At 46.0% G+C, this 19,439-nt stretch carries 18 protein-coding genes and 4 tRNA genes; 19 read left to right on the top strand and 3 right to left on the bottom strand.

Going from position 1 to position 19,439, the window contains the following annotated elements; all coding sequences use genetic code 11:
- The first annotated feature begins 140 nt into the window (after positions 1–140).
- The 6 genes from GNE05_RS20620 (at position 141) to GNE05_RS20595 (ending at position 6,319) form a co-directional block, all read left to right on the top strand.
- Complete coding sequence (locus GNE05_RS20620; RefSeq protein ID WP_063093729.1) at positions 141–704, top strand: protein kinase family protein; 564 nt, start codon at positions 141–143, stop codon at positions 702–704.
- Between the two features lie 87 nt (positions 705–791).
- Positions 792–1,448, top strand: a complete 657-nt coding sequence (locus GNE05_RS20615; protein ID WP_017418490.1) for a PIG-L deacetylase family protein — start codon at positions 792–794, stop codon at positions 1,446–1,448.
- Entirely contained in the window at positions 1,445–2,779 is a 1,335-nt protein-coding gene (locus GNE05_RS20610) for a glycosyltransferase family 4 protein (RefSeq protein WP_061861707.1), read from the top strand. Before GNE05_RS20615 ends, GNE05_RS20610 begins: the two co-directional genes overlap by 4 nt.
- On the top strand, positions 2,769–3,956 hold the full coding sequence (locus GNE05_RS20605) for a carboxylate--amine ligase (protein WP_025285573.1): 1,188 nt from the start codon (positions 2,769–2,771) through the stop codon (positions 3,954–3,956). Before GNE05_RS20610 ends, GNE05_RS20605 begins: the two co-directional genes overlap by 11 nt.
- Positions 3,949–5,004 (top strand): phosphotransferase, encoded by a 1,056-nt coding sequence (locus GNE05_RS20600; RefSeq protein ID WP_103526414.1) that lies wholly within the window; start codon positions 3,949–3,951, stop codon positions 5,002–5,004. Before GNE05_RS20605 ends, GNE05_RS20600 begins: the two co-directional genes overlap by 8 nt.
- A gap of 22 nt (positions 5,005–5,026) precedes the next feature.
- Positions 5,027–6,319, top strand: coding sequence for a glycosyltransferase family 4 protein (locus GNE05_RS20595; protein ID WP_021494625.1), 1,293 nt, complete (start codon positions 5,027–5,029; stop codon positions 6,317–6,319).
- An 80-nt stretch (positions 6,320–6,399) separates the two neighbouring features.
- On the opposite strand, the gene GNE05_RS20590 is transcribed toward GNE05_RS20595, so the two are convergent.
- Together GNE05_RS20590 and GNE05_RS20585 are read right to left on the bottom strand one after the other, a co-directional pair.
- The gene (locus GNE05_RS20590) at positions 6,400–8,442 is read right to left on the bottom strand and encodes an ArnT family glycosyltransferase (RefSeq protein WP_160183171.1); all 2,043 of its coding nucleotides are present in this window, start codon (positions 8,440–8,442) and stop codon (positions 6,400–6,402) included.
- A gap of 163 nt (positions 8,443–8,605) precedes the next feature.
- Complete coding sequence (locus GNE05_RS20585; protein WP_014306172.1) at positions 8,606–8,749, bottom strand: YycC family protein; 144 nt, start codon at positions 8,747–8,749, stop codon at positions 8,606–8,608.
- A gap of 118 nt (positions 8,750–8,867) precedes the next feature.
- Between GNE05_RS20585 and GNE05_RS20580 the strand changes: the two genes are divergently transcribed.
- Positions 8,868–9,077: a hypothetical protein gene (locus GNE05_RS20580; RefSeq protein WP_015418617.1), complete on the top strand. Its 210-nt coding sequence runs from the start codon at positions 8,868–8,870 to the stop codon at positions 9,075–9,077.
- Between the two features lie 30 nt (positions 9,078–9,107).
- Here GNE05_RS20580 and GNE05_RS20575 read toward each other — a convergent pair whose 3' ends face one another.
- Positions 9,108–9,305 (bottom strand): DUF2188 domain-containing protein, encoded by a 198-nt coding sequence (locus tag GNE05_RS20575; protein ID WP_007407900.1) that lies wholly within the window; start codon positions 9,303–9,305, stop codon positions 9,108–9,110.
- Positions 9,306–9,475: 170 nt separating this feature from the next.
- On the opposite strand from GNE05_RS20575, the gene dnaB reads away from it, so the two are divergent.
- The 12 genes from dnaB to GNE05_RS20515 all read left to right on the top strand — a co-directional run bounded on the left by dnaB (position 9,476) and on the right by GNE05_RS20515 (position 19,400).
- Positions 9,476–10,840: a replicative DNA helicase gene (dnaB, locus tag GNE05_RS20570; protein ID WP_004393100.1), complete on the top strand. Its 1,365-nt coding sequence runs from the start codon at positions 9,476–9,478 to the stop codon at positions 10,838–10,840.
- A gap of 117 nt (positions 10,841–10,957) precedes the next feature.
- Positions 10,958–11,371, top strand: coding sequence for a VOC family protein (locus tag GNE05_RS20565; RefSeq protein ID WP_154817803.1), 414 nt, complete (start codon positions 10,958–10,960; stop codon positions 11,369–11,371).
- Positions 11,372–11,609: 238 nt separating this feature from the next.
- On the top strand, positions 11,610–12,902 hold the full coding sequence (gene purA, locus GNE05_RS20560; RefSeq protein ID WP_014419343.1) for an adenylosuccinate synthase: 1,293 nt from the start codon (positions 11,610–11,612) through the stop codon (positions 12,900–12,902).
- Positions 12,903–13,104: 202 nt separating this feature from the next.
- A tRNA-Lys gene (locus GNE05_RS20555) sits at positions 13,105–13,180 on the top strand.
- Between the two features lie 8 nt (positions 13,181–13,188).
- Positions 13,189–13,260, top strand: a tRNA-Glu gene (locus GNE05_RS20550).
- An 84-nt stretch (positions 13,261–13,344) separates the two neighbouring features.
- Positions 13,345–13,421: transfer RNA gene (locus GNE05_RS20545), tRNA-Asp, on the top strand.
- 36 nt (positions 13,422–13,457) lie between these two features.
- Positions 13,458–13,530: transfer RNA gene (locus tag GNE05_RS20540), tRNA-Phe, on the top strand.
- 337 nt (positions 13,531–13,867) lie between these two features.
- Positions 13,868–14,575: a cell wall metabolism DNA-binding response regulator WalR gene (gene walR, locus GNE05_RS20535; RefSeq protein WP_004393104.1), complete on the top strand. Its 708-nt coding sequence runs from the start codon at positions 13,868–13,870 to the stop codon at positions 14,573–14,575.
- A gap of 6 nt (positions 14,576–14,581) precedes the next feature.
- Positions 14,582–16,417 (top strand): cell wall metabolism sensor histidine kinase WalK, encoded by a 1,836-nt coding sequence (gene walK / locus GNE05_RS20530; RefSeq protein WP_004393106.1) that lies wholly within the window; start codon positions 14,582–14,584, stop codon positions 16,415–16,417.
- Positions 16,407–17,765 (top strand): two-component system activity regulator YycH, encoded by a 1,359-nt coding sequence (gene yycH, locus GNE05_RS20525; RefSeq protein WP_014419341.1) that lies wholly within the window; start codon positions 16,407–16,409, stop codon positions 17,763–17,765. Before walK ends, yycH begins: the two co-directional genes overlap by 11 nt.
- Positions 17,752–18,591: a two-component system regulatory protein YycI gene (locus GNE05_RS20520; RefSeq protein ID WP_014419340.1), complete on the top strand. Its 840-nt coding sequence runs from the start codon at positions 17,752–17,754 to the stop codon at positions 18,589–18,591. Before yycH ends, GNE05_RS20520 begins: the two co-directional genes overlap by 14 nt.
- 14 nt (positions 18,592–18,605) lie before the next feature.
- A complete protein-coding gene (locus GNE05_RS20515; protein ID WP_004393110.1) occupies positions 18,606–19,400 on the top strand; it encodes an MBL fold metallo-hydrolase in 795 nt (264 codons plus the stop codon).
- Positions 19,401–19,439 lie beyond the last annotated feature (39 nt).

The following is a 19,439-nucleotide window of genomic DNA, read 5'->3' as shown; positions in this document are numbered from 1 at the left end:
AATACAATGAAAAACCCGCCGATCCGGCGGGTTTTTTTCATGTCAGCAAACGGCGCAGCGCAAGAAAATGAGGAGAATGTTTCATTTCCGATCGTTACGGATTGAATATTATATTACATCATGACGAAGGATGTGTCGGTATGAAACGATTTTTTTCTGAAACATATTTTAATTATCCGGAGAATAAAAAAGCGCTGAAACACTATCCGCTGATCGGAGACGGAAAAGACGGGGAGGTCTATCGCTTAACACACAACAAATGCATAAAATATTTTTTTAAAAAAGAGACGTGTAAGAAGGAATTGGAAGCTTTACAGCTCGGATATGGTTCACCGGTGATCCCGAAACTGTATGAATACGGAGATCATTATATTGTGATGGAATACGTCAAAGGCACCTCCCTTGCGCGCCATATCAAAAAAGAAAAATCCCTGTCCGTCAAACTGACAGCTGATATTTTAAACATGCTGGATGAATTAAAAGATATCGGTTTTGCCAGGTGGGATGCCGAAATCAGGCACATTCTGATCAACGAACAAGGTGAACTTAAAGTGATCGACCATAAAAGAGCCTTTTCGACCGTTACCCGAGTTCCCGTAAAACTATTAAAAGGACTGGACAAATACGGCTTGGCGGATGAGTTTTTGAACACCATAAAAAAATTAAATCCGTCACGCTACCGGGAATGGCGAAGGAAATGGTAAGTTTCTGAAAATCCGCATATGTAAGTTTCCTTTTTTTAGGGTCGTCATATGATATTTGTAACATTTGTTTGGTGGAGTGTGGAAAAAATGGGAGAATATATTATGGTTATCGGCGCTCATCCCGATGATGAACTATTGGGATCAGCGGGCACCATAAAACGGCTGATCAATGAAGGATATAAAGTGATTTCCATTATTACGGCATTAGGAAGAAAAGAAGAAGCTCATCATATTAAACAATTAGGCGAACGCGCGAATCAAGAGCTTGGAATTGAGAAAGTCATCTTTTTGGAGCATACGAATTTAGAGCTGGAATGTATCCCTCTTCATAAGCTTGTCAAAGAATTAGAGCAGCTCATTCGCGTCTATCAGCCTGAAAAAATCTTTACACATCATTACGGCGATGTCAATATGGACCACCAGAGAACATTCCAAGCAGTTTTAACAGCCGCCAGACCGCTTCCGAATCAAAAGCCTATCGAACTGCTTACGTTTGAAACGCTATCTTCAAGCGAGTGGGAGAGGAATACGGCTGATAAACTCTTCAAGCCTAATTACTTCGTTAACATCACAGACACAATGGATGCCAAACTCGCGGCGCTTCACCACTATGACGTAGAAATGAGGGATTACCCTCATCCCCGTTCATATGAAGGCGTTACACATTTAGGAAGAGTCAGAGGGATGACGGCGGGTGTGGAATACGCTGAAGCTTTTGAAGTCGTGCGGAGGATCTGGAAATGATCAAGACATTTTCCGTCCCGTATCCGTATATGATTCAGACGCTTGACCGCTACTACGGGGTCAAAGCGCACCCGCAAAAAAAGACGGCAGTAAAGACTCAGATGAAACATGCACATCATATTCCGCGATTATACGGAAAAAAACAGAAGTTATCCATTTTGATTGCCACGTTTTGGGACTACCCGCACACGGGCGGTTTATCAAACTATATTAAAACGCTTAGTGAAGGACTGAAAAAAAGAGGTCATAAGGTGGATGTCATATCCCCCAATCAGTTTCCTTCCGCACAGGTAAAAGAATTGCGGGCGGATGTTGTTCCGAAATTAAAAGATTTCTTTAGTGACAGATACGGGGATTACAGTGATCATATTTTGAAGAATAATCGGCTGATGTTTATATACGAGCAAATGCTTCAAAAGATTCATTTGGAAAAATATGATGTGTTTCATGCTCAAGATTTATTTACAGCCAATATATTGGGCAGGTTCAACCGTATTTATAAAAAACCTTTGTTTTTTACACCGCATGGCATGTTTACTTTCAACAGACTTAAATTTCACATTTTTAAAAAAGGATCGGTAGAAGAGTTTTATTATAAAAAACTAGAGATGAAAGCCATTGAATACGCAGATCGCCTGATTATTATCAGCGATACGTTCCGCAGCCCGCTCATGAAGCTCGGAGCCGAACAGGAAGACATGGCAACGGTGATCACAGGAATCGATTACGATGCAAAAACAGGCGGGAAAAGAAAAACCCCGATACCGAAAAATAAGATCATCATCGCGTGTATTGCAAGATTAGGCCCGAGAAAAGGTCACAAATATTTACTGGACGCACTTTCGAGAATTCCGTCTGATGTACTTGAACATGTTGAAGTGCTGATCGCGGGCGACGGAGAGATGAGGAGCGCCTTAGAGGAACAGGCTCGAAAACTGAATCTATCTATGGTCTCCTTTTTAGGAAAAAGAGATGATGTTCCCGCTATTTTGAATATGACGGACATATTCGTACTGCCGACCATTAATGATAGTCTGCCGATTTCGATTATTGAAGCGATGTTCAGCGGATCGGCTATCATTGCGACCGATTGCGGGGGTATTCCGGATCTGATCCGCCATAACAAAACGGGACTTATTGTCGAACCGGGAAATGCAAAGGTTCTTGCCCGGGCTTTAGCATTTTTTATCTCGAACAAATCTGCGCGGGAGAAGGCTGCTTCAAACGCAAAGGCCTACGCGGAGAAATATTTAAGCAGTGAGACGATGATAAAAAATATCGAATCGATTTATCAAAATACCAACAGCTCGGAGGGAGATCATGAAACATGAACATGCAGCCGTTGTACTTGATTTCAGTGCAAACGGGATTGGGATCATTCGCAGTCTTGCCCGAAGAGGAATCGATGTTTACGCGTTTGACACGGAGGGACCTTATCGTATCGGAAAATCAAGATTGGCAGATTGCGGGATATGTCCCAGCCCATTAACACAAGAGGAAGAACTGCTGACATTTCTGACTGATTTCGGGAAGCGATTCCAAGCAAAGCCGGTTCTGTACGCAGGATCTGATGATTATGCGGGATTTATATCTAAATTCCGCGAGACATTAGCCGGTTTTTTTTTATTTTTGCTCCCGAGCCACTCTCTGTTAGAAACGGTCTTAGATAAAAGCAAAGCATATGAATTAGCGGTCAAGCATCACATCCCCTGCCCGAAAACCTTTTTTCCGAACAACCAGGATGAGCTGGAAGAGGCCATCGCCAATATTGACTTCCCGTGTATTTTAAAACCGGTGGCCGGCCATGAATACAGAAAAAAAGTAAACAAAAAAGCAATTGTAATGAAGGATGCCGCACAATTGCGCAAGGAGTTCAGCTCCTACAGAGAAAATGGAGAACTGCTCGTACAGGAGATCATCCCCGGAGACAACCAGTGTTTTTATAAAGTCGCCACTTTTTATGATGACCAAATGAAATTAATGGGCTTATTCTCTCTGCAAAAGAACCACCAATTCCCTGCAGATTTTGGCGCGGGGGCCCACGTCGTCAGCAAACGGCTTCCTGATTTAATCGAAAAGACCCTGCCGTTTTTTGAAGCGATTCAGCTGAAGGGAGTAGGCATGGCGGAATTTAAAAAGGATCCCCGGGACAATGTTTACAAGTTTATCGAAATTAATCCGCGCTTTTGGCTCAGCCATAGCCTGACAGAACCGGCAGGCGTTCATTTCGTTTACATGTACTATCTGTATTTGACCGGGCAGCATGTGAAGCCCCAGCTCGAACAAAAAGACGGAATCAACTGGATTTATGAGGTGCGTTATTTCTTAACGTTTTTGAAGAAACGAAAAAGAGGAGAAATGACGTTCCGGGATTTTTGGAAAGGGTGTAAAGGAAAAAAAGAGTACGCTCTTTTTGCTTGGAATGACCCGATGCCATTTATCAGAAACACTTGGTCTCATCTCAAAAACAGCTGGAAACGGAAGCGGAAGGAAGATCGGCATGTATGAAAAGGAGATTTTGTATGGCGCATTTCAAAAACTGAGAATTGACGAAAAACTGTCGTATTCGTTCGGTGAAAGGGCTGCGGTGAATCCGGATGACATCACATGCCTGAAATCGACGGACAGAAGCGCCATTTATAAACTGTTTGTAAAGAAAAAATCCGGCACTGTTCCGCTGATATTGAAGGTATATAAATCTTCCCGTGAAAAAAATAAGGTCGAGATTAATATATACGGGAAAGCCCGTTCTGTTTTAGGGGATTTGCTGCCGGATATCTATCTTATAGAAGAAAGTGACCATGAAACGTGGATATTTATGGAGTTTGTCAGCCAGATCAGGGGACAGCTTACATTTCACCCGAAGCATTTCAAGTATATTATTCCGTCTGTCGCAGAACTGCACAGCCGCACCTTTGAAAACAAGAATATTTCTGACGGTAAATGGCGGTCGTGGCTGCCGGTATACAAATCGGAAACCATGAGAAAAGGGCGTAAAAAGCAGATCAAAAAGACAGCGGAATTATTGGATAGAGCGCTTAAAGATGAGCGCACAAAAGATATCGTGAAGCCTCATTATCGGCAAATCACAAACTTGCTTGAGCAGGAGGAGCCGGATTTTTTCCCTGAATTGATACAAAACGGCTCAGCCATCACACACGGTGATCTTCATATGCAGAATATCTGCACCCACGATGCGTCCGGACATGAACCGTGGGATATTCAATTCATCGATTGGGAATCCGCAAAATACGCGCCGGTTTGGTTTGATATGACGGTGCTGGTTGAAATTCTGCTTGGTTTCAGAAAAGATTGGAGCCGGCACGCAGAAGATATTCGAACGTATTGCGTAAAAGTGTATACGAAAGAAATGAAAAAGCGGGGTATTCATTTTCAGACCCCTCCTATGACGCTTTATAAAATGGCTTATTTGCAGAGAACACTTGAGAAAGGGCTTCATACCCAATTGCGGAGAATCTTCGACAATCGGGGAGGAGAACTGCTGCCGTATCATGTTGACAAAGTGTCAAAATGGGGACGGGAATTAGGATTATAAGTTTGAGAGAGGGGGAGCGGATGTGAAAGAAGAGATCGGCAAGCCGAACGGTCTGGTGCCTCTTGCCTTATTGCGCGTCATGGATCAATTTTACGGGATCGAACATCAAAGTGAGCCAGAGATGCTGTATTCGTTCTGTGCGGAAGGAAAAAGCTCCCCCAAACGAAAAAAGCCATTGCGTATTCTGTACGCAACCTTTCTCCGTTACCCGAATGTCGGAGGGTTGGCGAGTTATATCACATCAATTAAGACGGGTTTTGAGCGCATCGGTCATCAGGCGGATGTCATCTCGCCGCTCCAAATGCCGCCATCTTTTTTTCAGGAAGATATCCCGCGGGCCGCTGACGAGATCAGAGCGTTTCTTGTTGGCAGATACGGCGCCGCAAACGAAAAGTTTGTGAAGAATCTCAGCTATTTATATGTCTTTCAAAGATTTTTGAAGGAGAAAGACTTAGAACAATATGACCTGTTTCACGCGCAGGATTTATTTGCGGTATTTTTGCTGGGATACCTTAATCAAACGTATCAGCGTCCTCTTTTTTTCACGCCGCACGGACATTTTACGAAAAGCCGGATGAAGTTTCATAAAATCCAAAAGGGTTCAATAGAAGAGGCATATTTCAGTGAAATAGAAAGGCAGGGTATTCGGGCTTCGGATAAAATCATTACAATCAGCGACTCCTTTCACGAGCCCTTGCTGGAGTACGGAGCGAAGGAGGCTCAGCTGACGACTGTTCATACCGGCATTGACATTCAGGATGCCCCTGAGTCAAAACGTGCTGAAAAGCTCGTGATTGCGTGCGTTTCCCGTCTGACCGAGCGAAAAGGACATGATGTGATGCTGGACGCTCTCGCCCGCATCCGGCACCATTTATCCGGAGTTGATATATGGATCATCGGAGACGGAAACATGAGAGGGTTTCTGGAGGAAAAGAAACGGAAACTGGGCCTCACAAATGTGTTTTTCTTCGGAAAACGACGTGATGTGCCGGCGCTTTTGGCTGAATCATCTATATTTGTCCTGCCGACATTGAATGATAATTTCCCTATAGCGATCATCGAAGCGATGTTCTCAGGTCAAGCCATTGTCGCAACTGACTGCGGAGGAATCCCTGAGATGATCCGGCATGAGGACACAGGGCTTATCTGTCAGCCCGGCAACAGCCGCGAACTTGCTGATGCTCTCGTAATGCTGATTACGGATCAGTCTCTCAGGGAACGGCTTGGAAAAGAAGCGCGCTCCTATGCCGGCCGTCATCTGCGTCAGGAACTGATGGTTTCAAAAATAGAAAGTATTTATCAATCATTTTTCTGAATGATACCGGCGCCGCATGGCAGGTGCTTCCAAGAGCAAAATAAAGAGGCCGGCGTTTAACTATCCAGCCTCTTTGCGAACTATTTTTTCATCTCATACAGAGTCTGCTGACTTTGTCCGCCCGGGCCGCCTGTCATTCCTTGCCGGGCTGAGCTTGTTTTTCCGGTGCTGTATTGGTCAGCTGAGATTTTTGTGCCGTTCTTTTTAATCCATGAGACAAGCTTGGTGTTGCCTGAACTGTTTCCGGATAATAAGAAATACTTCACTTTTCCATCATCAACAAGTTTTTTCAGCTGTGAGACGGTTAAAATCGGATCGGTTCCGTTAAAGCCTCCGAGTGCCATGACTGATTCATTCGTATGGATGATATAAGGCGCCGCAGTCACCGTGGTGAGCGTTGCAAACAGATATTCCTCACCTGTCTGATGTTTTTTCAAATAAGACAGCAGGCCTGTATCCACTTCAGAGGTGAACATATTGCCGCCGTTTGAGCTTTTCAGCTGCGGGCCGGATTCAGGTATGACGCTGTTTCCGCCGTAAAGGATCGGCGTGGCTGACCAGTACAGCGGCGTGAGCATCAACACACACATGGTGATCACGGTCAGTTGTCTGCCGAACGGCTTGTATTTCATCACAATGAGGGCAATGACAGTGCCGAGCCCCAACAGTCCGAGGATGTACATCCAAGCGCTGCCGATCTGGTTTGTATACCCGCTTACGATGAAGACCTGAAAACCGGCGGTGAGAAAGACACCCGCAGGCAGCAGCCAGCCCGTCCAGCCTTTATCATGCTTGTATAAATCATATAAGGCCCGCCAGCCGATTCCGGAAAGGGCTGCGATCGGAGGCGCCAGCATGATTAAGTAGTACGGATGGAAAAAGCTTGCGATGCTGAAGAAACCGGCGGCAGGCACAAGCCATGCTGTCCAAAACATCGTTTCTTTCATTTCCTCCGCTTTTTTCCGGCGGTTTCTGTACCAGCTTATGACGGCGCCGAACAAACCGGTGAGCGCAAAAGGCAGCATCCAGCTGATTTGCCCCGATAATTCAGATTGGAAAAGCCTGAGCGCACCCGGGGTACCGTTGCCGTACATGTTCATACTCATGCTTTTTCCGCCGCCGGGGCCTTGTGAGCCGCCGTTTTGTGCCGGAGGAGTTCCGCTCCCTTGCGGTAAGGCCGCGTTCTGTCCGGATGGCTGCCGGGGCATTTGAACCTGCCCGTTTTTTCCTTGAGGAGCGCTGCCGCCCATTGCCGGGCTGTTCGTTCCCGGAGGCTGCATGCCCATCCCTTCCTGCATCACGCTTTTTCCGCCGGTCATGCTGCCGTGAGAAAGGCCCGTCGTCTGCCCGAGCAGCCGTTCTGTCCCGTTATATCCGAATGCCAGCTCCAGCACGGAGTTTGTCTGGCTGCTGCCGACATAGGGGCGGCTTGATGCGGAAATGGAATCAACGGCTGCCGCCCATGAGACGGAGAGCGCCAGTAGAACGGCTGAAGAAGCGAGAAGGGAGATCAGTTTTTTCTTAATGGATGTGTGTGATGCAATGAGATAAAAAAGCAGAAAAGCCGGAAGCACGATGTAGGCCTGCATCATTTTCATATTAAAGGCAAGACCGACAAGTGCGAATGCGGATAAGAGCCAAATGATTTTGCCGCGTTTCACCGCGCGCATCAAACACCAGGAACCGAGAAGCAGTGTAAAGACGAGCATGCTGTCGAGATTATTCGTCCGGCTGACGGCCGCCGCAATCGGCGTCAGCGCCATGACAAAAGCGGCGATTCTGGCCGCGCCCGTGCCGAACGAAGGCTTTATCATGAAATACAGCAGCAGAACGGAACCGAGCCCCGCCAAGGCCTGAGGAAGAATCACGCTCCATGTATGTACGCCGAAGACCAAAGCGAAAATCGTTTGAATCCATAAAGCGACAGGCGGTTTGTCTACCGTGACAAAGCCGGACGGGTCAAAGGATGCGTAGAAGAAGTTGTGAAAGCTTTGCGTCATGCTTTTGACGGCAGCCAAATAATACTGGTTGGCGGCATCATCCTGCCAAATGCCGTACATATTCAAAGCCGCTGCTGCTGATAAAATACCGATAAGAACGATGTCCAGTCGTTTTGTTTTCAATGGTTTCACCTCTTTTGTGACCCCATTGTAAAAAATAAATATGAAAAAGTTATGAATAAACGATAACGATTCAAAGAATGTTTTACCAAAATTTTCTTCACGAAAAAAAGAGGCGGAAAGCCATCGCTTCCGCCTCCCGCACATATATATGAGAGAGCAGCCTTTATTTGTGATCGTTCTCTTTTTGGATTTCAGCTAATTTGGCAAGCAGAATGTGCTGAGGCATGTGCATGATTCTCTCAAGCGGCATATTCAGTGATTCTGCGAGTTTTTGCGCCGTTTCGGCGGAAATCTGCAGCGGTTTCATGTGATCACTCCTTCCGTTTCTTTATTGTACTAAAATCAGAAATCGATCGTAAGAGGATATGACAAAGGAATGGAGGTTTGAAAAGCGGGGCTTTATAACAGAATGGGGGAGGTTTTTTATGCAATCGCCATTGATGTTATTACAGCTGAAGCTGGCTGATTATCAGAAAAAAGCCGCAGAACTGCGGACAATTGACGAATTTATCATACTGAAACAGACATTGCAGGACATGATGAAAGTATTCGCCGCCTGTGAAGAATGGGAGCTGTATCAAAAAACGGCCGATCTCATGGCGCAGACGGTGCTGCACATCCGTTTCATCGAATAAGAAAAGCCCTCGCTCGGGCGAAGGCTTTTCTTAAAAGGACCGTTCTTCTTCAATGTTTTTATGCTGATCATAAATGACAAGCTTAGACGGGCTGTTCTCTTTAGCCGTCTGCTCCGCTTTCTCGATCGCCGCGTCCTTCGATGTATAAAGAGCCGTCGGCGCCACATTTTCCACCTTCACAAACCATCCGTCCGCATCAACACTGGGTGTTACTGCATATGTTTTCATCCTTCTTACCTCCTGGTTTCGGTTTATTTATCAGTTTCCCGGCATTCAGAATGGCGAAACACGCAGCCGCTGTTTAACAAATACAGGGAAAGCGATATTTTTCTATTCTTTTTCTTGAGAAATGGTAAAATGGAGTTTGGATATTTTTTAAGGAGAGGACGGTGCTTAGCATGACAGACCTTCTGAATGATCGGCTGCCGCCGCAAAACATAGAAGCTGAGCAGGCCGTGTTAGGTGCTGTTTTTTTACAGCCGTCTGCGTTAACACTGGCTTCTGAAGTGTTGATTCCGGATGATTTCTACAGAATGTCACATCAAAAAATTTACAATGCCATGCTCGTGCTCGGAGACCGCGGTGAACCGGTTGATTTGGTCACGGTAACGTCAGAGCTTGCGAATACCGATTTGTTAGAAGAGGTGGGAGGCGTCTCTTACCTGACGGACATCGCGAATTCCGTTCCGACAGCGGCTAATATAGAATATTACGCGAAAATCGTTGAGGAAAAATCCATTCTCCGCCGTTTAATCAGAACGGCGACCTCGATCGCTCAAGACGGGTATACGCGCGAGGATGAAGTTGAAGATTTATTAAGCGATGCGGAAAAAACGATTATGGAGGTCGCGCAGCGAAAAAATTCGGGCGCCTTCCAAAATATTAAAGACGTGCTTGTGCAAACATACGACAACATTGAGCAGCTTCACAACCGGAAAGGCGATATTACCGGGATTCCGACTGGTTTTATCGAGCTTGACCGGATGACAGCGGGGTTTCAGCGGAATGATTTGATTATTGTCGCGGCCCGTCCGTCTGTGGGGAAAACAGCGTTCGCCTTAAATATTGCGCAAAACGTGGCCACCAAAACGGATGAGAGCGTCGCGATATTCAGTCTTGAGATGGGTGCCGAGCAGCTTGTCATGCGTATGCTCTGCGCCGAAGGGAATATTAACGCCCAAAATCTCAGAACGGGAAATCTGACGGAAGAAGATTGGGGCAAGCTGACGATGGCGATGGGAAGCCTGTCAAACAGCGGTATCTTTATAGATGACACCCCCGGCATCCGCGTCAGCGAAATCCGTTCAAAATGCCGCCGGCTGAAGCAGGAAAACGGATTGGGCATGATTTTAATTGACTACTTGCAGCTCATTCAGGGAAGCGGCCGTTCAAGCGACAACCGCCAGCAAGAGGTATCGGAAATTTCACGGGCGCTAAAAGCGCTGGCGCGGGAGCTTGAAGTCCCGGTCATCGCCCTGTCTCAGCTCTCCCGGGGTGTTGAGCAGCGGCAGGATAAACGTCCGATGATGTCAGATATCCGTGAGTCGGGAAGTATTGAGCAGGATGCCGACATCGTCGCCTTCCTGTATCGTGATGATTACTATGATAAAGAATCCGAAAACAAAAACATCATCGAAATCATTATCGCCAAACAGCGTAACGGCCCGGTGGGCACCGTCTCACTGGCTTTTGTGAAAGAATACAATAAGTTCGTAAACCTGGAACGGCGCTTTGATGACGGCGGTGTTCCGGCAGGTGCGTAAAGCCTCAAGCAATGTCTTGAGGCTTTTTTTCATCCGAAAGAATGAGAGAATGCCGTCCGTTCGGCAGACGAAATAAAGAAAGCGCTTTTATATAATGACATTAAGGGAGGAATGATGATGACAATGGAATTTCCGCAATTTCAAGCGGCACAAATCCGGATTGCCCGGCCGACCGGACAGCTCAAAGAAATCATCAGGTTTTATGAAGAGGGCCTCGGACTGAAGAGGATCGGCAGCTTTTCCGGACATGAGGGCTACAGCGGTGTCATGTTCGGCCTGCCCCATACGCAATACCACTTAGAATTCACCGAAGAAACCGGTTCGTCTCAGCCGGCACCCGTTCCGCACGGCGACAGCCTGCTTGTCTTTTACATCCCTGATCAGCAGGAGGTCATTCGCATCAGCACGAAATTAAAGCAGATGGGATATGAGGAGAAAGCACCCGAAAATCCGTACTGGGAAGAAAAAGGCGTGACCATCGAAGATCCTGACGGCTGGCGGGTCGTCCTGATGAATACAAGCGGCATATAAATGACTGTCTGAAGAACCCTGATTACGGGTTCTTTTTCTTGTTAAAGCATGAAAGTTTCGGGAGTAATAGATAGCAAATGAAATAGAAAACGCTTTTAATCATGTTTAAGGCGAACAAATATAGATTGATAAGATTTAAATGTTCGGATTTACGATTGACTTTCTGTTTCGGCACTGATACACTTAATTTGTTTGAATGAGATATCGTTTTGAAAGGTTAACGGAGGTGCACGGATATATGTCTTCAGTAGTCGTAGTAGGTACGCAGTGGGGCGATGAAGGAAAAGGTAAAATTACAGATTTCCTATCAGAAAATGCAGAAGTGATCGCACGTTATCAAGGCGGAAACAATGCAGGACATACCATCAAGTTTGATGGAGTCACGTACAAGCTTCATTTAATCCCATCAGGAATTTTTTATAAAGATAAAGCGTGTGTCATCGGGAACGGAATGGTTGTTGATCCGAAAGCGCTCGTAACGGAGCTTGCGTATCTTCATGAGCGCAATGTGAGCACGGATAACTTGAGAATCAGCAACAGAGCCCACGTCATTCTTCCATACCATCTGAAACTGGATGAAGTAGAGGAAGAACGCAAAGGGGCCAACAAGATCGGCACAACGAAAAAAGGCATCGGACCTGCTTATATGGACAAAGCGGCGCGGATCGGCATCCGGATCGCAGACCTGCTAGATCGTGACGTGTTTGCAGAAAAGCTTGAACGGAACCTTGAAGAGAAAAACCGTCTGCTTGAAAAAATGTATGAAACGGAAGGCTTCAAAATTGAAGATATTCTGGATGAGTATTATGAATACGGCCAGCAGATTAAAAAGTATGTATGCGATACATCCGTCGTCTTAAATGACGCGCTGGATGAAGGCCGCCGCGTTTTATTTGAAGGCGCTCAAGGGGTTATGCTTGATATCGACCAAGGGACATACCCGTTTGTCACTTCATCCAACCCGGTCGCCGGAGGGGTGACGATCGGTTCAGGCGTAGGCCCGACAAAAATCCAGCACGTCGTCGGTGTATCTAAAGCGTACACAACCCGTGTCGGTGACGGTCCTTTCCCGACTGAGCTGAAAGATGAAACCGGAGATCAAATCCGTGAAGTCGGACGCGAATACGGCACAACGACAGGCCGTCCGCGCCGTGTCGGCTGGTTTGACAGCGTTGTTGTCCGCCATGCCCGCCGCGTCAGCGGAATCACAGATCTTTCTCTGAACTCAATCGATGTGCTGACTGGCATTGAAACATTGAAAATCTGTGTCGCTTACCGCTACAAAGGTGAAGTGATTGAAGAATTCCCGGCAAGTCTGAAAGCTCTCGCAGAGTGTGAACCGGTATATGAAGAAATGCCTGGCTGGACGGAAGATATCACAGGTGCAAAAACATTAAGCGATCTTCCTGAAAATGCGCGCCATTATCTGGAACGCGTGTCTCAGCTGACAGGTATTCCGCTTTCTATTTTCTCTGTCGGTCCCGACCGTTCACAAACGAACGTCATCCGCAGTGTATACCGCGCTAACTAAGAATTTGCAGCAAACAAGCCTCCGGTCACGGAGGCTTGTTTTTTTATGTAGGAAAAAAATAATAGTTTTTTTTCAAAAAAGTAGTTGCCACTTTCGAATGTTCTATGATATTATAAATCTCGTTGTTACGGAACAGCTTCAATAGAGTACTGCAAGAAAGCTTTTGTCTGAATGCTCTATGATACATAATCCGACACATCAAGAGCCATTAGCTCAGTTGGTAGAGCATCTGACTTTTAATCAGAGGGTCGAAGGTTCGAGTCCTTCATGGCTCACCACTTTTTATGGCCCGTTGGTCAAGCGGTTAAGACACCGCCCTTTCACGGCGGTAACACGGGTTCGAATCCCGTACGGGTCATTGATTTACTTTAGCGTTATTGCTAACTCCTTATTTGTCCTCGGAGGGCCGCCACGATACGGCTCTCCGGACAAATTACTGTAAGGTCCGGTAGTTCAGTTGGTTAGAATGCCTGCCTGTCACGCAGGAGGTCGCGGGTTCGAGTCCCGTCCGGACCGCCATTTTACTTTACTTTATAGTATAGAAAAGAAACATCTGGCTCGGTAGCTCAGTTGGTAGAGCAACGGACTGAAAATCCGTGTGTCGGCGGTTCGATTCCGTCCCGAGCCACTTACCCAAACGCATCTGCAATAGTAGGTGCGTTTTTTCTTTTGTTATAAAAAAAGGGAGAGCCGGCTTTTCAGCCGGCCCAGAAGAAGACGTCAAACACTAGACGGCGTTTTTTTTCGTGAGGTTTCAAAAAAATATTATTTTTTAAAAGAAAATAAAAAACATGACAAAAGGATGGCAGTTCAATACGTTTTTGCGCTGTTCTCTTTAATTTTTTTATCTTTTGACCTGAAACCGTTATAATAGACGGGGAACGTTTTTCACGATCCGAATTGTGATCATCATGAAACATCAATAGATGAAATGAAGTCATTCTGGCAGGAGGAAAATCAAGATGATGGATAAGAAAATCCTTGTAGTCGATGATGAAAAACCGATTGCAGATATATTAGAGTTTAATTTAAGAAAAGAAGGCTATGACGTGCATTGTGCGTACGACGGAAACGAAGCCGTGGAAATGGTGGAGGAGCTTCAGCCTGATTTAATTCTTTTAGATATTATGCTTCCGAATAAAGACGGAGTTGAAGTGTGCCGGGAAGTCCGGAAAAAATATGATATGCCGATTATTATGCTGACGGCAAAAGACTCGGAGATTGACAAGGTCATCGGGCTTGAAATCGGAGCGGATGACTATGTCACGAAGCCTTTCAGCACGCGTGAGCTTCTGGCCCGCGTCAAAGCGAACCTGCGCCGCCAGCTTACGGTTGCGCCGGCTGAGGAAGAATCAGCTTCTAATGACATTCATATCGGTTCTCTCGTCATCTTCCCTGACGCTTATGTCGTATCAAAAAGAGAAGAAACGATCGAGCTGACCCATCGTGAGTTTGAATTGCTTCATTACTTAGCCAAACATATCGGACAGGTTATGACGCGTGAGCATCTGCTGCAGACTGTGTGGGGCTATGACTATTTCGGTGATGTGAGAACGGTGGATGTAACAGTGCGCCGCCTTCGCGAGAAAATCGAGGATAATCCGAGCCATCCGAACTGGATCGTCACAAGACGGGGTGTCGGTTATTACTTGAGAAACCCTGAACAGGACTAACCGGCGATGAATAAGGTTGGTTTTTTTCGGTCGATTCAGTTTAAGATCACGCTGATCTATGTGCTTCTCATTATCATCGCCATGCAGATTATCGGCGTGTACTTTGTGAAACAGGTGGAGAATTCTCTTCTCAAGTCCTATGAATTATCCTTAAATCAGCGGATTGACAATCTTTCCTATTATATTGAGCAGGAATATAAAGGAGACAATGACAGCACCGTCATTAAAGATGATGTCAAACGGATTTTGAATGATTTTACGAAAAATAATGAAATACGGGAGATTACATTTGTTGATAAAAGCTATGAGGTCGTCGGTTCTTCGAGGCCTTATGGCGAGGAAATAGCGGGAAAACAGACGACTGACCCGATTTTTAAACGGATTTTCTCAACAAAACAGGCCTATTCAAAAAAATATTATGATCCTAAAAGCAAAAACAGAGTGCTGATTTCAGCAAAACCTGTCGTCACAGAGAATCAGGAAGTTGTCGGCGCGATTTATGTCGTGGCCAGTATGGAAGATACCTTTAACCAGATGAAAACCGTCAACTCGATTCTTGCTTCAGGAACAGGCTTAGCCCTTGTTCTGACGGCTCTTCTCGGTATTTTTCTCGCCCGCACCATTACCCATCCGCTGTCAGATATGCGTAAGCAGGCGATGGAACTGGCAAAAGGGAATTTCTCCAGAAAGGTGCGGAAATACGGGCATGATGAAATCGGTCAGCTCGCAACGACGTTCAACCATCTGACGAGAGAGCTTGAAGATGCCCAAGCCATGACGGAAGGGGAGAGAAGAAAGCTTTCTTCCGTTATCGCGTATATGACGGACGGTGTCATTGCAACGAATCGCAACGGGGCTATTATTCTTTTAAACAGCCCTGCGCTTGAGCTGCTGAATGTTTCACGTGAAACGGCTTTAGAGATGCCGATTACGTCTTTATTGGGCATAAAAGAGAACTTTACATTTGAGGATTTAGTAGAACAGCAGGATTCAATGCTGCTGGAGATCGAACGTGACGATGAAACGACTGTACTGCGGGTGAATTTTTCCGTTATTCAGAGAGAGCACGGAAAAATCGACGGTTTAATCGCGGTTCTTTATGATGTCACCGAACAGGAAAAACTCGATCGGGAGCGCAGAGAGTTCGTTGCCAACGTGTCTCATGAGCTGCGGACACCGCTGACGACCATGCGAAGCTATTTAGAGGCGCTTGCAGAAGGCGCGTGGGAAAACAAAGATATCGCTCCGCGTTTCTTAATGGTGACCCAAAATGAGACTGAGCGCATGATCAGATTGGTGAACGACCTGCTTCAGCTTTCTAAATTCGACAGCAAAGATTATCAGTTTAATCGGGAGTGGATTCATATGATCCGCTTTATGTCACTGATTATCGATCGTTTTGAAATGACGAAAGAACAGCATGTCGAATTTATCCGCGAGCTTCCGGACAGAAATCTGTACGTGGAGATTGATCAGGATAAAGTGACGCAGGTTCTCGATAATATCATTTCTAACGCACTGAAATACTCACCGGAAGGCGGACATGTCACTTTCTCAGTCGATGTGAATGAGAAAGAAGAGCTGCTTTATATCAGCGTAAAAGATGAAGGTATCGGCATTCCGAAAAAAGATGTGGAAAAAGTCTTTGACCGTTTCTACAGAGTGGATAAAGCGCGCACGAGAAAACTCGGCGGCACCGGGCTCGGCCTTGCGATTGCAAAAGAGATGGTTCAGGCTCACGGCGGAGACATTTGGGCCGACAGTGTAGAAGGCAAAGGAACGAAGATTACATTTACTCTTCCATATAAAGAAGAGCAAGAGGATGATTGGGATGAGGCGTGAAAATATAAAAACAGTCATACTGTCAGTGCTGGTCGTCATTAGTCTTGTTTTAACATGGGGAATTTGGACATTCCAGCCCAATTTTTCAGAAGGCACGGCCTCAACCAAATCGACTGTCCGGGAAAAGCATAAAATTGACAAAACGAGCCAAAAAGTGTCGCAAACGGTAAAACCCCGGGATATGTTTATTCATACAAACGGCTCTCATTACAAAGTGAATGATGAGACGCTCTTTAATGACCTGTGGGCGGATTTGCCGCAATGGGAAGTAAAAGGGATGAAGGATATTTCCGATCAATACGACAAGCTCGGTTTTAAAAATTGGCTTTACGGCAGAAACGGCAATTCGGCAAAGCTCGATCTGCAATTCAATGACACCATTCCGATTGATTTCTTCCAAACGATGTTTAAATGGTCGAATCCGTCAATGGAATACAGCTCATTTGACCATATTGTCATTCCGTTTAATGAGAATAAGACGAATAAGAAGATTTACATGGTCTCATACAGCAAGCAGCTGATTTTGGAAGTGACTGTGGAATCGGCGAATTACCGCAATCTGATGAATGAGCTGTACAGCAAAAAGTCGAGTATGCCGTTATACCACCTCTATTCGGTCGGAAAAAGCAAAGAATTTCTCATGCCGAATGCGCGATTTAATATGAAGGAAAAAGAATTTATCACTGAAACCATTAAGACGAACCTGTTTAAGCAGACGCTTTTTAATGATCCGAGCACGGTCAGAGAAGACCCGAATTACAATCGGAATGTGCTGACTGACGGAATCAGCCGTCTGGAAATCAATTCGACACAGCGGCAGATTCAATTCCAGCATCGGAACCTGGCACAAAGCGCTTCTTATCAAACAGGCGAGCTGATTAAGAAAAGTTATAAATATTTAGAGGATACGGGAAGCTGGACGGATCATTATCAATTTTTCAATGTGAGTGATAACCAGCAGCTGAGTTTCTACATGTTTAAAGACCAAATGCCTGTCATCAACAGCACGTCTAAGCCTTTCGGATCCGGACCTGTTTTGACCCTGCAATGGGCCAATGACGAGGTTCTCAGCTACAAGCGGCCGAACTATGTTCTCGGACCGAATCCGATTAAAACAAAAGACGTAAAAATGATGAACGGCAATGAGGTTGTGTCTCTGCTGGAGCAGCAGGATAAATACGACGTGAATAAAATCGACCAGATCTTCCTGTCCTATCAAATGGTCTCTTCATCAACGAATGATCTCGTTGAACTGGAACCCGTCTGGAGTATGAAAATCAACGGGAAGATCGTCCCGATTACGAAAGATCTGCTGGGGAAGGAGGAGGACGATAATGGAGTGGAATAAGACAAAAACGATCTTCATCATTGCCTTCCTCATCCTCGATATTTTTCTCGGCTATCAGTTTTTTGAAAAACGCTCGAGCAGTGAATACGAAGTGATTAAAAATTCAAACGTGGAAAAAGACATGGAGATGGATCATATCACATTCGGCAACCTGTCTTCTGATTCCGCGACGGGCTACCGGCTGACGGCGGGCCAAAAGGTATTTACCGCCGAAGATATTGATGCTTTGAAAGATCAAAAGCCTTTAATGGAGATGCCGGCGGATGATCACAAGGTTACGACGCTGAAAATGAAATTTACCGATCCGGTCGGTTTATCGAAGCAAAAAACGCAGGAGGATGCGGAATCGCTCGTCAGCTCTAAAGTAACCGGCGGTGAAAAATATAAACTGTGGAAAGTCGACAAGGATAAAAAACAAATCATTTTTTACCAGATGTATGACGGCCAGTTTATTTATCAGGATTTTGACTCGTCCACGGATGCGATCGGACAGGTGATTCTGCATCTGAACGATAAAAACGAGGTCGTATCTTACGAGCAGACCATGCTGGAGTCATTCAAGCGAATCCAGACGGAGAGCCTGATTCCTGAGCTTGATGCGGTCGAATTATTGTATTCTCAAAATTACTTAAAAGCGAATTGCGCCGTTAAAAGCGTTAAGTTCGGCTATATTGCCCAATATCCGCTGACAAGTACGCAGGTGCTGGCGCCGGTATGGAGAATTACAATTGAAGATAAGTCAAAAGGGACGAAGAAAAAGACACTGCAAACGTACACTGTGAACGCATTGGAAAGCACAGTCATTGATAACAATCAAAATAAATAATGGAGTGAGACACAATGGGCTTGCAATTTAGCGTGCTTGCGAGCGGGAGTACCGGAAACGCGTTTTATCTGGAGACAGAGGAGCACTCTTTTCTGGTGGATGCCGGCCTGAGCGGTAAAGCGATGGACGGGCTGATGGAGAGAATCGGCCGCAAGATAGACGACGTCGACGGCATCTTTGTCACTCACGAGCACAGCGACCATATTAAAGGGCTCGGCGTCATTGCGAGAAAGTACGGACTTCCCGTCTACGCCAATGAAAAGACGTGGAAAGCGATGGAGAATCAGATCGGCAAGCTGGATACCGGACAAAAGTTTTTGTTCCCGATGGAAAGCGTGAAATCCTTCGGCGGGCTTGATGTTGAGTCATTCGGCGTCTCTCATGACGCGGCCGAGCCGATGTTTTATGTTTTCCACTACCAAGGCAGAAAGCTCGCGCTGATGACGGACACCGGGTATGTGAGCGACAGAATGAAAGGCATTATCCGTTCGGCCAATGTGTTTGTGTTTGAAAGCAACCATGATGTCGGCATGCTGCAAATGGGCAGATACCCATGGAGCATTAAGCGGCGGATTTTAAGCGATGTCGGCCACGTCTCGAATGAAGACGCGGCGCTCGCCATGACTGATGTCATCGGCGACGGCACATCGCGCATCTATTTGGCGCATCTGAGCCAGGACAACAATATGAAGGAACTGGCGAGAATGTCCGTGCAGCAGACATTGGCTGCGAAAGGATTTGTCGCCGGGGAAACGTTTCAGTTATTTGATACCGATCCGAAAATCCCGACGCCGCTGTGCGCCGTGTAATTTTTCCAAATGAATCATGATTATTAATCCGCGATCTGA

This window comes from Bacillus sp. AM1(2019), assembly GCF_009906915.1.
GTDB lineage: Bacteria > Bacillota > Bacilli > Bacillales > Bacillaceae > Bacillus > Bacillus velezensis.
This window is presented reverse-complemented; position numbering and strand designations above follow the sequence as displayed.

Excerpts from the sequence above, each read along its gene's own strand:
- GNE05_RS20620 (WP_063093729.1), top strand. The coding sequence starts at position 141 with ATGAAACGATTTTTTTCTGAAACATATTTTAATTATCCGGAGAATAAA.
- GNE05_RS20615 (WP_017418490.1), top strand. The coding sequence starts at position 792 with ATGGGAGAATATATTATGGTTATCGGCGCTCATCCCGATGATGAACTA.
- GNE05_RS20610 (WP_061861707.1), top strand. The coding sequence starts at position 1,445 with ATGATCAAGACATTTTCCGTCCCGTATCCGTATATGATTCAGACGCTT.
- GNE05_RS20605 (WP_025285573.1), top strand. The coding sequence starts at position 2,769 with ATGAAACATGAACATGCAGCCGTTGTACTTGATTTCAGTGCAAACGGG.
- GNE05_RS20600 (WP_103526414.1), top strand. The coding sequence starts at position 3,949 with ATGTATGAAAAGGAGATTTTGTATGGCGCATTTCAAAAACTGAGAATT.
- GNE05_RS20585 (WP_014306172.1), bottom strand. The coding sequence starts at position 8,749 with ATGAAACCGCTGCAGATTTCCGCCGAAACGGCGCAAAAACTCGCAGAA.
- GNE05_RS20580 (WP_015418617.1), top strand. The coding sequence starts at position 8,868 with ATGCAATCGCCATTGATGTTATTACAGCTGAAGCTGGCTGATTATCAG.
- GNE05_RS20575 (WP_007407900.1), bottom strand. The coding sequence starts at position 9,305 with ATGAAAACATATGCAGTAACACCCAGTGTTGATGCGGACGGATGGTTT.
- dnaB (WP_004393100.1), top strand. The coding sequence starts at position 9,476 with ATGACAGACCTTCTGAATGATCGGCTGCCGCCGCAAAACATAGAAGCT.
- GNE05_RS20565 (WP_154817803.1), top strand. The coding sequence starts at position 10,958 with ATGACAATGGAATTTCCGCAATTTCAAGCGGCACAAATCCGGATTGCC.
- purA (WP_014419343.1), top strand. The coding sequence starts at position 11,610 with ATGTCTTCAGTAGTCGTAGTAGGTACGCAGTGGGGCGATGAAGGAAAA.
- walR (WP_004393104.1), top strand. The coding sequence starts at position 13,868 with ATGGATAAGAAAATCCTTGTAGTCGATGATGAAAAACCGATTGCAGAT.
- walK (WP_004393106.1), top strand. The coding sequence starts at position 14,582 with ATGAATAAGGTTGGTTTTTTTCGGTCGATTCAGTTTAAGATCACGCTG.
- yycH (WP_014419341.1), top strand. The coding sequence starts at position 16,407 with ATGAGGCGTGAAAATATAAAAACAGTCATACTGTCAGTGCTGGTCGTC.
- GNE05_RS20520 (WP_014419340.1), top strand. The coding sequence starts at position 17,752 with ATGGAGTGGAATAAGACAAAAACGATCTTCATCATTGCCTTCCTCATC.
- GNE05_RS20515 (WP_004393110.1), top strand. The coding sequence starts at position 18,606 with ATGGGCTTGCAATTTAGCGTGCTTGCGAGCGGGAGTACCGGAAACGCG.